Source organism: Candidatus Binatia bacterium (assembly GCA_023150935.1).
Classification (GTDB): domain Bacteria; phylum Desulfobacterota; class Binatia; order HRBIN30; family HRBIN30; genus JAKLJW01.
Window position 1 is genome coordinate 14582 of record JAKLJW010000053.1, and the last position, 13824, is coordinate 28405.

Consider the following 13824-nt stretch of genomic DNA (forward strand, 5'->3'; position numbering starts at 1 on the left):
TCGCCAGTCAGTCGGGCAAACCCAGGACCCGTTTGGCGATGATGTTGAGCTGGATTTCGGAGGTCCCGCCCTCGATGGAGTTGGCGCGCGAGCGCAGCCAGTCGCGCGTCGCCGAGAGTTCGGCCGCGTCGAAGCCGGCTCCTTCCCAGCCGAGCCCTTGCTGCCCGGCCAGATCGACCATGAGTTCGCGCCGCCGCTTGTTGGTCTCCGTGCCGTAATACTTGAAGATCGACGTTTCGGGGCCGGGTTTGTGCCCGGCCTTCATGGAGTCCTGGGCGCGCCGAATGGTGAGGTCGAGACAGGTCTGGTCCATTTCGACCTGCGCGACCTGGTCCCGATAAACCGGGTCGGCGAGCCGGCCGTCCGCCTCACCGAGATGCTTTCTTGCCAGTTCGACGAGGGGATTCCCCGGCACGCGATCTTTGAAGGCCTCGGCAATCATGGTGCGCTCGTGGCCGAGAAGTGCCTTGGCGATCGTCCAGCCGGCGTTGATCTCGCCGACGACTTGCGATGTCGGCACGCGCACACCGTCGAGGAAAGTCTCGCAAAACGGCGAAGCCCCGCTGATGAGGCGAATGGGCTTCACGCTGACGCCCGGGCTGGTCATATCCATGAGAACGAACGTGATGCCCAGGTGTTTCGGGGCGGCCGGATCGGTGCGTACGAGCAGAAACATCCAGTCGGACTTGTCGGCGTACGAGGTCCAGACCTTCTGCCCCGTGACGATGAAATCGTCGCCGTCGCGCACCGCCCTGGTCTGAAGACTGGCGAGGTCCGAGCCCGCTCCGGGTTCGGAGTAACCCTGGCACCAGCGGATCTCGCCGCGCACGATCGGCGGGATGTGCGCGCGCTTGAGGTCCTCGCTCGCTTCCTGCAGCAGAAGGGGCCCGATCATGCTGAGCCCGAAACCGGTGAGGGGCGGTCGCAGGCGGAGCTTACCCATTTCTTCCTTGAGCACCCGGGCTTCGGCTTTGTTCAGGCCGCCCCCACCGTACTCGCGCGGCCAGGTCGGCGCGGTCCAGCCGCGTTCGGCCATGACGTCGAGCCAGCGCTGGACGTCGGCCGGGTACTTCACCTTTCTGCCTCCCCAGCAGATGTCGTCGTCCGACCGCAGTGGCTCCCGCATTGATGCGGGGGCATTGGCGGCCAGCCATTTCTGGGTGTCGATGCGGAACTGTTCTAGATCGGTCATGGCACGTTTCCCTCGTGAAGCCGCGCGGGGTGGCGCCGACCCGCGGGGCGGCCGCATGCGAGGCCCGGTTGCCGCCGGCGGCTACTTGGCGCGGGAGAGGTACTCGCCGCTTTCGGTGTCGACGCGAATGACGTCGTCGATGGCGATGAAGCTCGGGACCTGGACGACGGCGCCGGTTTCCACGGTTGCCGGCTTGAGTACGTTGGTGACCGTGGCGCCCTTCATGCCCGGCTCGGTGTGAGTGACCTTGAGATCCACGGTCTTCGGCAGGGTCACGCCCATGGGTTTTTCTTCGTAGAATTCCACCTGAACGCGCAGGTTCTGGGTCAGGTAGTTGACCGCGTCACCGAGGGCCTCGCCATCAAGCTCGATCTGTTCGAATGTTTCCGTGTTCATGAAATGGTAGCGACCGTCGGATTCGTACAGGAACTCCATTGCGTGCTGCTCGAAGGTCACGCGGTCAACCTTGTCTTCCGAGCGGAAGCGGTTCTCCATCTGCGTGCCGGAGCGCAGATTGCGCATCTTGGTTTGCACCATGCCGCGCCAGTTGCCGGGGGTGACGTGCACGACATTCATGACGCGGAAGAGGTCGTTTTGATGCTTGATGATCATGCCAGCGCGGAGCTGGGTGGCAGGGATGAGCATGATGTCTCCGTGGAATTGGACTGCTGTCGAAACGCATTGGCTAGCACCGCCGAATCGGGGTCGCAACCTGCCGGGCATCGGGGTTGACGGGTCCCTGGCCGAACCGCTACGGCATGGTCAAACCGCGCGTTCCGTGATCCCGCCCGTCGTCGGGCCGGGTGACTCGAGGGTGCATGAAACCATGACCGACGAAGGACCGGTGCAGCCGGGTGGCGGCATCAGCGACAAGTACTATATCGGCACGGTCGTAAAGCTCTATGCCGGATCGGAGGGCGGGGTTATCCGCAGCGCCACCGGCCGTGAGATCCCGTTCAAGTTCGCCCATCTCACAATCGTTGGCGAGCCCTGTCGATTCGGCGATCTGCACGAGGGTGCGGTCGTGGGATACGACGTCTGCCGGACAGCGCGCGGACTGTGCGTGAGCGTTCTACGGCTTTCCGAGCCGGGTTAACGGGGGCGGCTCCTCTCGCACGTTGCGGGAGAGGACCGGCCTGGGCGGCGGGCGCAGGTCGTCACGGCAACGCTCCCAATTTGCCCTGCCGGCGTGATACAACCGGGTGGGAATGAAGCGCGGCGAAGTCAACCATCGGCGGGTCGCCGTGCGGGCGGCACGATTTGGCCTCGTCCTGCTCGCCGCTTGCGGGCTGGTCGGGAGTGCCGCCGCCACGACCTTCGTGCCCATGGACGACGCGACGCTGCAAACGACGTCGGACCTGGTGGTCTCAGGCACCGTGACCGCCATCGAAACCATGCGCGGCGCGCCGCCGGGGTCGCTGCACACTTACGTTCACGTCCACATCGACGAGGTTCTGCAGGGCCGTATTGACAGTGAGTCCCTGGTGCTGCGCGAGCCGGGTGGCCGGCTCGGCGGGACTACGGAATGGGTGTTCGGCGCGCCCGAGTTCTCGGTGGGAGAGCGCGCGGTTCTGTTTCTGGTCCGCAACCCGGATGGGACTTTACGAACCAACCAGATGGCATTGGGCAAGTACACCATCACGTTCGATGGGTCGGGAAGGCCTGCGGCGACGCGCGACCTCGGTGCCGGCACGGAGGCCTTCTTGCCCGCTTCCGGGGAGATCGTAGCGTCGGTGCCGGAACGTCGGCCGCTCGCCCGTTTGCTCGCCGAACTGCGGCGGCGAAGCGGTCATCGTTCCGGCGCCATCCGTGCGGCAGGGAAGACCATCGTTGCGGTTCCCCCGGAGCTGGCGCGGACGCCCACCGAGGCCTCCGATTCGTTCACGTACCTCGGTACGCCATCGCGCTGGATGTTGTCCGACTGTGGGCAGACGATTCCGTATCTCATCGACAGCGCCGGAGACGCCACGCTCGGGTTTACGGCGTCACTGGCGGCGACCACTGCGGCACTGGCGGCATGGTCAGGCGTGCCCGGAGGCAACTTGCACCTGATCGACGGGGGCACCATCGCCCCAACGGCATTTGCTGGCTGCGGCGAGAACCGAGTCATCTTCAACGACCCCTTCGACGAGATCGCCGACCCGACGAATTGCACCGGGGTGCTGGCAATGGGTGGTTATTGCAGCGGCAGCGGGCCGCCCTGCGCGGCGGCCCGTACGCGACTCAACGGCACCGATTTCGCGCCGATAGAGGTCGGCAAAGTCCTGTTCAACAACGGCTGGACCGGGTGCAGTTTCTGGCGGGCCGAGAACCTTGCCGAGATCGCCACGCACGAAATCGGCCACACCCTGGGCTTCGGTCATTCCGCCGACAGCAATGCCACCATGTACGGGGTCGCTCATTTCGACGGGCGCGGCGCCGGACTGCGTGCCGACGACGAGAACGCCGTGCGCTTTGTGTACCCGCCGCTCACCACCCCGGAGACGCGCACTCCGACGCCCACGGTGACCCGCTCGCCGACCCGTACCGCGACGCCATCGCGCACGGCGACACCCTCTCGCACGGCGACTCGCACCCCAACGCCGTCGCGAACTCCCATGCCGACGGCGACCCGAACGCCGTCACGCACGGCGACCGTCACGCGCACCGGGACTTCGACGCGCACCCCTTCGGCCACTCGCACCGCCACCGTGACTGCCACGGCGACGATTACCGCCACAGCGACACCTACCTCCACGTCTGAGGCGACGCCGACGCCAACCGACACCCCGACCGCGACTCCCTCGCCCGTGCTGCGGCTCGATGGTTCGGTTGCCTATTACGCGCGGCCCGTGCCTGTGCCGGGGGCCACGTTGACACTGAGCGGGGCGGCGGTGCTGACTTCGCTCAGCGACAGCGGCGGTCAATTCGCGTTCGACAACCTGGAGCCGGGTGACTGGGGGCTTCGAGCGGCGAAGGTGGGCGGGGTCAATGGCGCGATCACGGCGCTCGATGCCGCACACGCGTTGCAGGCTACCGCCGGCGCGCGCCAGCTCGATGCACTGCAGGCGATCGCCTGCGATGTCAGCGGCAATGGTACGGTCAGTGCCTTCGACGCGTCGTTGATACTGAGGTACGTGGTGGGAATCGAATCCGGTCTGCCGGCGTCGGCTGCCTGCGGCATGGAGTGGTCTTTCGCCCCGGTCCCCGCTCCGTTGCCGGGCCAGACCATCTTCGCGCCCGGTATTGCCGGGCCGGTCTGCAGCGCCGGCGCGATTGCCTACGCGTCGCTGGTTGGGCCGGCCGGCGGACAGAGCTTCCTCGGTATTTTGCACGGGGACTGCACCGGCAACTGGGACCCGAGCGACTCGGGCTCCGTGACGCCGCCGGGGACCGTCCGTTTGGGGAGCGCCCGCCTGCGACGGACCGCCTCGGGTCGTCGAATCCTTGCCTTGCCGGTCACGGTATCGGTCAAGGGTGGCTACCTCGGCCTCGAGGTGCACCTCGGCTACGATCGCGACAGCCTTCTTCCACGACGAGTGCGCCGAGCGGCGGCCCGCCGCGAGGCTCTCGTCGAGAGCAACATCGGACAACCCGGAGAACTGGCCGTCGCTCTCGCCAGCCCGGTACCACTCCCGGCCGGCGTCGGCTTCGTGGTGGAATTCGACCTCCTTTCGGGAGGGTCTTACCGGGGCGGTGTGAACATGCGCCGCGCCATCGTCGGCGGGCAGTCTTGACCTGGCGATGAGGAGATCGGCGCGGCCCTACGAGCTACGCCGGCGAGCCGCCTTGCGGTGGCGGCGCGGTGCGTGAGTGGCAGCGGCCGCCGTCGAGGAGGCCGCGGGCGGCGCGGCGAGTCCGCCCAGCAGTTCGCGGAAATGGATTCCAGCCCAGATCGCGAAGGGAAAGAGCTGAGTGTCGAACGCCTGCGTGAAAGCGTCGGCGAAGCCGTAGAGCCAGCGTGAAGCGCTGGAGTAATAGTAGGCGCTGTAAGTTCCGAGGTGACGCGCGTAGAACGCCCTGACCGTCAGCGTCAGATCCAGCACCTGCAGCACCAGCGCGATTGCCAGCGCCAGGCCGAGCCGGAACGCCTTGCTCCGCCAGGTCGGGGCCGGAGTTGCGAGCATCAGCGGAATCAAGAGGACTATATTGGCTTGCACCCACTCGGCCGGAATTCCCGGGGTGGGAACCTGCGGAAAGAGACGATGTTGGAAAAAGATCGCCGTGCGATCGACGCGCAGGTTGGTCACGCGGTGCAAATCGGGGTCGGCGGACGACTCCACGAGGTACAGGAAACCCTGCGTCAGCGTCCCGAGCATTTGCGTGTAGCTCGGGGCGATCGGTTTCCAGACGGCGTACGTCAGCACGAAGAAGAACAGCAGCCGGCCGAAAAACGGCAGGGGCTTAATGCCCAGGCGCATCCGCAAACCGTCCTGCCCAGAAGAGCCAGGTCGCTACGGCAACCCCGACGACGAGAGCCTGGGCCACGTACACGTGGGTGTCGTGGAAATACTCGTTCGCAAACAATCCGACGAGGAACAGCCCGACGACCCGGATCAGGTTTGCGCCATTGATGATCGCGAGTCCGACCGCGGTGCCGATCAACTTGGCGCGCCGGCTCGTCGGATAGGCGAACACCGCCGACAGGTAGATCATGCTCGGTACCGCTCCCGAGCAGGCCGGGCTGACGTCGACGACGAAGTTCCCGGAGGCGAGATTGGTTCCGTCGATGCGGACCGGAAAGCCGATCACGAAGCCGACCGCCTTGAGCAGTGCCCAACTAATCCACGCACTGACCTGGGCCAGCACCCACGCGATGTCGAGCCGTTGGACTATCGGCTCGTACGTCAACAAGGAGAACAGTACCGTTATCAGGGCGACGAAAGTCGCCACTACCCGCACCGGGACCCAGTACGTACCGAACAGCCTGGCGATAGAAATCCTCGGCACCTCCCAGTCCCCGTTCCACGCGACCCTCAGTTCATGGCGGCGGGATATGCCAAAGTCAAGGCAGCCCCGGCCCACGGCGACCCGGTTTGACAGGGCGGCCACCCATTCGTATCGTCCCCGCCGCCCAATGCACGCCAGACTCGCACTCCTCTCTCGAATCGCCGAATGGCTGCTCCGCCTGTGTGCGGTTGCATTGCTCGTTGCCACCGTCGCCGGGGCCTTCGCGGTTTACATGACCGCCACCGGTCAGAACCTCGGTCTGCTGCGGCGCGCCGCCGCCCTGATCGGCACGCTCGCTGCCGGGCAGCACACGGAGCGGATGGAACTCGACGTCCGCGTCGTTCCCGGCGCCGGCACGCTCTCGGGGACGGCGGGGCTCGCCGTGCGCGTTCGCGAGGACGGCCGAAGGCGGTTCTACTTCCTCCTCAACGAGGGTCTCGGCATCGAATCGGTGACCGCATCGGGGTTGCCTCCGGGGGCCCGGATCGCCGCCTATCGCCTCTGGCTGATCACCGTGGTCGACGTCGGCGTGCCGCTGCCGAGGGATACGCTGGTGGATTTCCGTTTGACGTACGCTGGCCGGCCGGCGTCGGCACTGGAGTTCGGCGGCAGTAGCGCGCCGATCGGTGCCGCCGGGGTGCTGCTCGATCCCGGTGCGTTCTGGTATCCGGCCGATCTGCAAGGGTTCTTCGTTGCCGATACCACCGTAACCGTCCCGGCAACCTTCACCGTGGTGCATAACGGTGCGGAAGTCGCGGCCCACCGGCGCGGCCACGAGCGGGTGGTGCGCTGGACGCTGCCGCGGCCGGTTGCGGGCCTGGCCCTGGTTGCCGGTCGCTACACGGTCAGCGGCGAGGAAGGCGCGGATTTCGGTTTGCGGGTGGCTCTCGAGGAAGGTATCGATCTCGATCCGGCGCGCATTCGCGGCCTGATGCGGTCCGCGCACGGCGTCTTGACCGAGCGCTTTGGTCCGAGCGGTTTTGGGACCGCAACGCTTTTCGTCAGCCGCGATCTGCGCCGCGGCTTCAACGACGGCTCGGGAGTTATGGGCCTGGCGATGCGCTACTTTCGCGCCGGAGACTACGGTTTTGCCGTGATCGCCCACGAACTCGCCCACAACTGGTGGGGCAGCACGGTGGCCGAACGGTGGCTCGTTCCGGGCACCGGCGGCGAGTGGATCGTCGAAGGGTTTGCCGGTCTTGGCAGTCTCGTTGCGGCCGAGGCCGTCTACGGGCCGGAAGCGCTGGCGCGCCGGTTAAGCGGCGAGTTCTTCGATCCCGAGCGCCAGGGCGTGCTCTCCGAGATGTCGGTCATCGATAACGTCGTCGACGAAGCCCGCAGCCGCGACACCATCTATCGCAAGGGCGCGTACGTGGCGATGATGCTGCGCACGATCCTCGGGGACGAGGCTTACTTCGGCGGTCTGCGGACGTTTCTCGACCAGTATCGGTACCGGCAGGTGTCCGACCGCGACCTGCAGCAGACTCTGGAAACGGCGAGCGGGCAGTCACTCGATTCGTACTTCGCCCAGTGGGTTCGTTCCCCGGCGCTCGCCGATCTCGCGCTCGACGGCACCACGGTGCGCGAGGCGACGGTGCAGAACGTCGGAGCGGCGGCGCTCCCCGGACCGTTCGCTCTCTGGCGGCTACCGGCTGCCGGTCCGCCGGAACGCCTGACCGCCGGCCTGGGCGATACGGTTCCGCTGGCCCCCGGGGACACGCTGATCCTCGATCCGTTGCTGACGTGGGCCGATATGTGGCGCGAGAACAACCGCTACCCGCGCCGCGACGCCCCGGTCTTCGTCGCCGCCGCGGATGGCGCACGTGCGGTCACGCGTGGCGAGCGTTTTCCATGGGCCCGCGGGAGCGTGGAACGTGTGGTTGCGGGCGGGGCGAACGTCACCTGGAATTTCGATCGCGGCTTCGCGCAAGAGCCGATGTGGATGCCCGACGGTTCCACCGTCCTGGTCAGCGCCTCGGAAGCGCCGCACGCGCTGCCGGCCGTTGTCCTGCTGGCCGACAAGGACACCCGCACGCGTCTCGGGTTCGCGCTCACCCCCGCGCCTGCCCCCGACGGTACCATCTATGCCGCCTCGGGCTCGCGACTGATTCAGGCTCGCCATGGCCGCTGGAGCACCGCGCTCGACGAGCCGGGCTGGACCCTGAGTTCGCCACGCCCCGCCCCCGACGGGCGCACCGTCGCGTACACCGCGGCGCGCGGCAACACCGTCGAGCTGCGGCTTTTCGCGCCGTCGGGACCAGGGTCGCGCGCGCTGCTGACGGCGGACCGGGATCGGGTTCTGTACCGCTGGGCGCCGGACAGCACCCGGCTCTACGTCGTGATCGGCGGGAGCTGGGACTGGCATCTACTCGACGTGCCCGCGAATGGGGGGCCGGCGCGGGTGCTCGTGCACGGGGCCGCGGCTATCGACACACTTGCGGTTTCGCCGAACGGGGGTCGGGTCGCGTTCTCGGCTGCGCCGGCGCTCGACTACCCCACCAACCGGCGGCAGCTCTTCGTGCTCGACGTGGAAGGGCGCCGCGCCCACAATATCGAGTTGCCGGGTCGCGACGCCGGCGATCTGACCTGGACCGACGACGACACGCTGCTGGTTGTGGTTACGCCGAGCGGGGCCGATGCGCCCTGGCATCTGCCGGCGACGCGGTCGGTCGTCCGGGTCACGGTGTCGACCGGGGCAGTCGCCGACACCGTCGCGTCGAAGTAGTTCTCACGCTCCTTCGCGGTCGCGATACTTGGAATCGGGCTGCGGAGGCAGGTTGAGCACCTCCTGACCGAACACGTCGACGAAGTACTCGACCACGTTGCGCATCGACACCACACCCACCGGCCGACCGCTCTTGTCGACCAGCGGAATGTGCCGAAAGCCGCCGACGGTCATCCGGTTCAGCGCGTAGGCGGCCCGGTCGTCCTGGCGCAGGCATTCCGGGTCCGGCGTCATCAGTTCGCGAACCTCGGTGCGGTCGACGTCGACTGTGGTGCCGGCCACTTTCGTGAGGACGTCCCGTTCCGTGAAGATCCCGATCAGGCGGTCGCCTTCTTCGATCAGGACGCAGCCAACACCCGCCTTCTTCATGTGGGTGATGGCATCGCGCACACTGACGGTCGGCGGTACGGCGATTGCGGGCTTAAGGGTTGCCAGGGCGCGAATCGGTTCCCTCAACAGCGCGGTCCCCAGACGAATGGCCTCGGCGGCGCGTTCATCGGCAATGCTTTCTTCTTCGAGGACGATATCGTCGTGCATGGCTGACCTCCGATCCGCGGCAAGAGCAGCGCTCTCCTTCTTCGTTCATGACGTGTCCGGACGAGCGTGTCAACGAACCCGCCGCCGGGGCACCCGAACGGAGATGTTCTTCCGCAGCGAGATTTATAATTGACTATACGCACGCGCCGGGTTTATGGGTCGGGCTAAGCATATGCGTGCGCTCCTCCGAAATATGGCTGTACGCGTATCGCCGCGGCGCTGCGCGGTCGGTGCAACTGCCGCGATAGCGCTGATCGCCCTGCTGGGTCGTGGGGCGGGGGCCGTTGTGGTGGGAGGGGGCGGCAGCCTTGCAACCGATTGCCTTGCCGTTTTCGATGCGCCGGCGAACTACCCGGCTGACGGGCCGAAGCAGGTCAGGTGCGTCGACGGCGATCCGACCTGCGATTCCGACAACCTGGTCGATGGCGTGTGCACGGTAGCGGTGGTGGTGTGTGTTAACAGCACGGCAGTGGGTGGATGTACGCTGGCCGGAGTCGACAGCGTCACGGTCGACCATGCGCTCGACAACGGCGATCCCAGGTTCGACCCCGATTTCCAGGCGGTGCAGAACCGGATCGATAACGAACTCAATCTGCCGTCGAGTACGGCGGACGTGTGCACGCTTACGACGTCCATCCGGGTCCCGATCAAGGGTCCGATCGGCAACAACCGCTGCAGTCACCGCACGAAGAAGTTGAAGCTCGAAACGGAATCGGACCTCATTCAGGGCCGGCGATATATCGACCGGGACACGCTCCGAGTCACCTGTTATCCGGCGCCGGCGAACGGGTGCGATCCGCAGACGCTGTTTGCGGGCACGTTCGACCGCGTGCAGAAGCAGATCTTCAACCAGAGCTGCGCGGTAAGCAGTTGCCACGATTCGAATGCGCAGGCGGGAGGCTTGATCCTCGAAGTCGGAGCGACCCCGGGCAATCTGATCGAGGTCGATCCGGTCAACGCCGCGGCGCTGGGCGCCGGCTGGAAACGTATAGATCAAAGCAGCCCGACCGCCGGCAGCCCGGAGACGAGCTTTCTCTATCGGAAGATCATGGGCGATCTGCCGGACGCCGGCTACGGCGAGCGCATGCCGCTCGGCCGCCCGAGGCTCAACGGCACGCTCCGGGACCTTATCGAGGCGTGGATAGGCGCCGGCGCGCCGGCGACGGGGTGGGTTCCGGGGACGTACTAGGCAGTAAGGAGCCGGCGCGGGCGCGGAGGCGGCGCCTCGTCGGCGACAACGGGGGCAGGGAAGGGAGGAGTTTTGCGATGGGTGACCAGAACACCCCGTTGACCATCTCCACCGCCAGGCATCTCTTGCGTCGCACCGGTTTCGGCGCCGATCCGAAGCGGGTAGCGGACCTCGAGAACGTCACCCGCGGTGCCGCGGTCGACGAGATCCTCGATTTCGAACCGACCCGGTTTCGTCCCGGGGGCCGCGACATCGAGGACGTACACAACAACTGGATCAAGTACATGGTGCGGGTCAGGCACCCCCTGCAGGAGAAGCTGGTGCTTTTCTGGCACGATCATTTCGCCACCAGCGATCAGACGGTGGCCGACCCGCTTCTGATGCGCAACCAGAACCGCCTGTTTCGCAGGAACTGCAAGGGGAACTTCAAGACGCTGGTGCGGTCCGTCAACCTCGATCCGGCGATGATGCAGTTCCTCGACACCGTGCGCAACCGCAAGGAGCAACCGAACGAGAACTACGCCCGCGAATTGCAGGAGCTTTTTACCCTGGGCGTACTCGATCTCAACGGCAACCCCAACTATGCCCAGGAAGACATCGTGCAGATCGCGCGAGCGTTCAGCGGTTGGGACTACGACCGAAACAGCCTGGAACCGTGGTTTCGCTCTTCGCGGCATGACTACGAGGCCGACTACCCCGCCCGCGGGCCAAAGGTCATTTACACCACGTTCGGTCAGTTCGGCGCCGGGGGCAGCGCCTTCGACGCCAATGGCGAAGGGGAGGCCGAGATCGACACGGTGATCGACATCATCTTCGAACACCGCGACAGCAGCAATCAGAACACGGTCGCTCGTCACATCGCTCGGAAACTGATCGAGTACTTCGCTCATCCGAGCCCGAGCACCGCCTTCGTGGATGCGGTCATCGCGGACTCCGACTTCGACACGAACTTCGAGATCCAGCCGCTGCTGAGGGCCATCTTCGTGCACGACGACTTCTATCTCTCGGCCGCCACGCCGGGGCTGGGCACCAAGAAGTCGTTCAAGTGGCCCGTCGATTACGTCGTCGGCACGCTTCGCCAGCTCAAGATGAAGCTCAAGAGCAAGTACCAGTACCTGGCCGGCGGCGAGTACGACAACGTGCGCGACCACCTGAGCGACATGGGACAGGTGCTGCTCGAACCGCCCAGTGTTTTCGGGTGGGACTGGGAAGAGGCCTGGGCCAGCAGCCAGGCGATGCTGGCGAGGTTTGTCTTCGCCCGCGATATCGGCATGGCCCGCGAGAGCGGTTCAGCCGCGCTGCGGCCGCTGAAGCTGATCGACCGGTCCCTGACCGATCCCGCTCAGATCGTCGATGCGGTTACCGAGCTTCTCGGCGTCAAGGACGACCTGTCCACGGCGGCTCGTCAGGCATTGATCGACTACCTTGGGCCCGGTCCGATCCAGTGGACGGACGACGCACCGAATGGCTGGGACACCCGCAACGAGAAGATCCACGGGCTGTTCACGCTGGTCCTGCAGTCGCCGTACTACCAACTGCACTGAGCCACGAAGGAGCCCCGTTATGGCAATGACGCGACGCGACTTCCTCAAGCGCGCCGGCCTCGTTACGGCCGGCAGCTTTATCGGCCCGGGCGTGCTCGGGAATCCGTTTCTGCGCAAGGCTCTCGCCGATACGATCGGCGACCGATACTTCGTCGTCCTCTTCCTCGACGGCGGCAACGACGGCCTCAACACGGTGGTCCCGGTGAGTGACGGCAGCGGTACGTTGCGCCAGGACTACGAGGCGGCCCGCGAGAGTAATGGCAGCGGGGGTATTCGGCTGCTCACCACCGATCTTGCCAGTACGTGGATCGGCACCGACCCGGGGACCGGGGCGCAGCTCGCGCTTCATCCGGCCTTTCGGAACGCAACGACCGGCGGTCTGCACCGGCTTTATCAGGAGGGCCACGTCGCCGTGGTCCAGGGCGTCGGTTACCCGAAGCCTAATCTGTCCCATGACGAGTCCAGAGGGAAGTGGGAAACCGCGGACCCGCTCGGGATTAACGGCTTCGGCACCGGCTGGCTGGGGCGCTACCTGGCGGCCAACTACGTCGGTACCGACATCCCCGCGTTTTGCGTGCGGGGCAGCATACCCGGAGACTTCGCGCAGAACGCCACGAGCATCCTCGCCACCTCGCGCCTGGAATCCTTCGGATTTCCTTACGACGACTGGTACCCGGGCGATTGGGCCGCGCACGAGAACGCGTTCGACGCTCTCTATACCGAGGCGGCAGGATCGGCGCAGGCGCTCCTCAAGTACACCGGCGACGTCGGCCGCGCCACCTTCGATGCCACGCAATTGTTCCCCCAGCTCCACACGCAGTATGCGACAGATCGTTCGAGCTGGTCGGCTACCTACAACACGGGTGGGCCGAACGGGACCGGGACATCGACTTCGCGCAATCTGCGGGAGGTGGCCAAAGTGATTTACGGCATGAAGTCCGGCCTCTTTCCGACCCTGAACACCCGCTTCTTCGAGGTCCGCAAGGGCGGGTTCGATACCCACTCCGATCAGGGCGGGGCCGAGACTACAGGCCAGCACTATCGCCTCCACCGGGAGGTCAGCGATGCCATCGAGGTGTTCTACGAAGACCTCGAAGACATGGGCGTCGCCAACAAGGTGTGTATCTTCGTCTGGACCGAGTTCAGCCGGCGGATACCGCAGAACGCCAACGGCACGGACCATGGCAGCCAGGGGCCCGCGTTGCTCATTGGAGGCACGGTGGTCGGCGGTGTGTACGGGAAGCATCCCGACATTACCCCAAGCGTGGTCGAGAACAACGACGGCAACAGCCCGTACCTGCAGGGGCCTGTCTCCACGCCCTTCCGTTCTACCGATAACCGCGACGTCTTCGGCACTCTGCTCAAGCACTGGTTGATGATGCCGGCGGCTAATATTCCGGCGGTGCTGCCGCTGGACCCCACCGGCCCGTCATACGATCCGATGGATTACTGGCAGACGGCAAACTTTGACCTCGGCTTCCTGCCGTAGTCGGTCGTTGCGGGGAAGACGGGGCGAAGACGAGACCCGAAACGTGGAACGCGGACCCGTCGGACGGGTCGAGATCGCGGACTAAGTACTCGTCGGCATAGGTGTGGCAACGTATCCGCAGCCGCTCACCCTTCGACGGGCTTAGCGCGGGCTTCGCCCGCAACCCAAAGCGAACAACCAGCCCGTTCGCCCCGAGTAGGAGCCCTTCCCCTGGGCTCC

At 66.0% G+C, this 13824-nt stretch carries 11 protein-coding genes; 6 read left to right on the forward strand and 5 right to left on the reverse strand.

Features of this window, described 5'->3' with window-relative positions:
• Nucleotides 1-7: 7 nt before the first annotated feature.
• Together L6Q96_20845 and efp are read right to left on the reverse strand one after the other, a co-directional pair.
• Nucleotides 8-1192, reverse strand: a complete 1185-nt coding sequence (locus L6Q96_20845; protein ID MCK6556998.1) for an acyl-CoA dehydrogenase family protein — start codon at nt 1190-1192, stop codon at nt 8-10.
• Nucleotides 1193-1273: 81 nt separating this feature from the next.
• Complete coding sequence (gene efp, locus L6Q96_20850) at nt 1274-1837, reverse strand: elongation factor P (protein ID MCK6556999.1); 564 nt, start codon at nt 1835-1837, stop codon at nt 1274-1276.
• 181 nt (nt 1838-2018) lie between these two features.
• Between efp and L6Q96_20855 the strand changes: the two genes are divergently transcribed.
• Nucleotides 2019-2288: a hypothetical protein gene (locus L6Q96_20855; protein ID MCK6557000.1), complete on the forward strand. Its 270-nt coding sequence runs from the start codon at nt 2019-2021 to the stop codon at nt 2286-2288.
• Nucleotides 2289-2400: 112 nt separating this feature from the next.
• The gene (locus L6Q96_20860) at nt 2401-4908 is read left to right on the forward strand and encodes a matrixin family metalloprotease (GenBank protein MCK6557001.1); all 2508 of its coding nucleotides are present in this window, start codon (nt 2401-2403) and stop codon (nt 4906-4908) included.
• 27 nt (nt 4909-4935) lie between these two features.
• On the opposite strand, the gene L6Q96_20865 is transcribed toward L6Q96_20860, so the two are convergent.
• Nucleotides 4936-5592, reverse strand: a complete 657-nt coding sequence (locus L6Q96_20865) for a hypothetical protein (GenBank protein MCK6557002.1) — start codon at nt 5590-5592, stop codon at nt 4936-4938.
• On the reverse strand, nt 5576-6121 hold the full coding sequence (locus tag L6Q96_20870) for an archaeosortase/exosortase family protein (GenBank protein ID MCK6557003.1): 546 nt from the start codon (nt 6119-6121) through the stop codon (nt 5576-5578). The genes L6Q96_20865 and L6Q96_20870 overlap by 17 nt, the downstream gene beginning before the upstream one ends.
• A 127-nt stretch (nt 6122-6248) precedes the next feature.
• On the opposite strand from L6Q96_20870, the gene L6Q96_20875 reads away from it, so the two are divergent.
• Nucleotides 6249-8846: a hypothetical protein gene (locus L6Q96_20875; protein ID MCK6557004.1), complete on the forward strand. Its 2598-nt coding sequence runs from the start codon at nt 6249-6251 to the stop codon at nt 8844-8846.
• A 3-nt stretch (nt 8847-8849) separates the two neighbouring features.
• Here L6Q96_20875 and L6Q96_20880 read toward each other — a convergent pair whose 3' ends face one another.
• A complete protein-coding gene (locus tag L6Q96_20880; GenBank protein MCK6557005.1) occupies nt 8850-9383 on the reverse strand; it encodes a CBS domain-containing protein in 534 nt (177 codons plus the stop codon).
• Nucleotides 9384-9576: 193 nt separating this feature from the next.
• Between L6Q96_20880 and L6Q96_20885 the strand changes: the two genes are divergently transcribed.
• The 3 genes from L6Q96_20885 to L6Q96_20895 all read left to right on the forward strand — a co-directional run bounded on the left by L6Q96_20885 (nt 9577) and on the right by L6Q96_20895 (nt 13605).
• Complete coding sequence (locus L6Q96_20885; GenBank protein ID MCK6557006.1) at nt 9577-10572, forward strand: hypothetical protein; 996 nt, start codon at nt 9577-9579, stop codon at nt 10570-10572.
• Between the two features lie 77 nt (nt 10573-10649).
• The gene (locus tag L6Q96_20890; protein MCK6557007.1) at nt 10650-12116 is read left to right on the forward strand and encodes a DUF1800 domain-containing protein; all 1467 of its coding nucleotides are present in this window, start codon (nt 10650-10652) and stop codon (nt 12114-12116) included.
• A 19-nt stretch (nt 12117-12135) separates the two neighbouring features.
• Nucleotides 12136-13605 carry a DUF1501 domain-containing protein gene (locus L6Q96_20895; protein ID MCK6557008.1) on the forward strand — a complete coding sequence of 490 codons (1470 nt, stop codon included), beginning with the start codon at nt 12136-12138 and terminating at the stop codon, nt 13603-13605.
• The last annotated feature ends 219 nt before the right edge of the window (nt 13606-13824 follow it).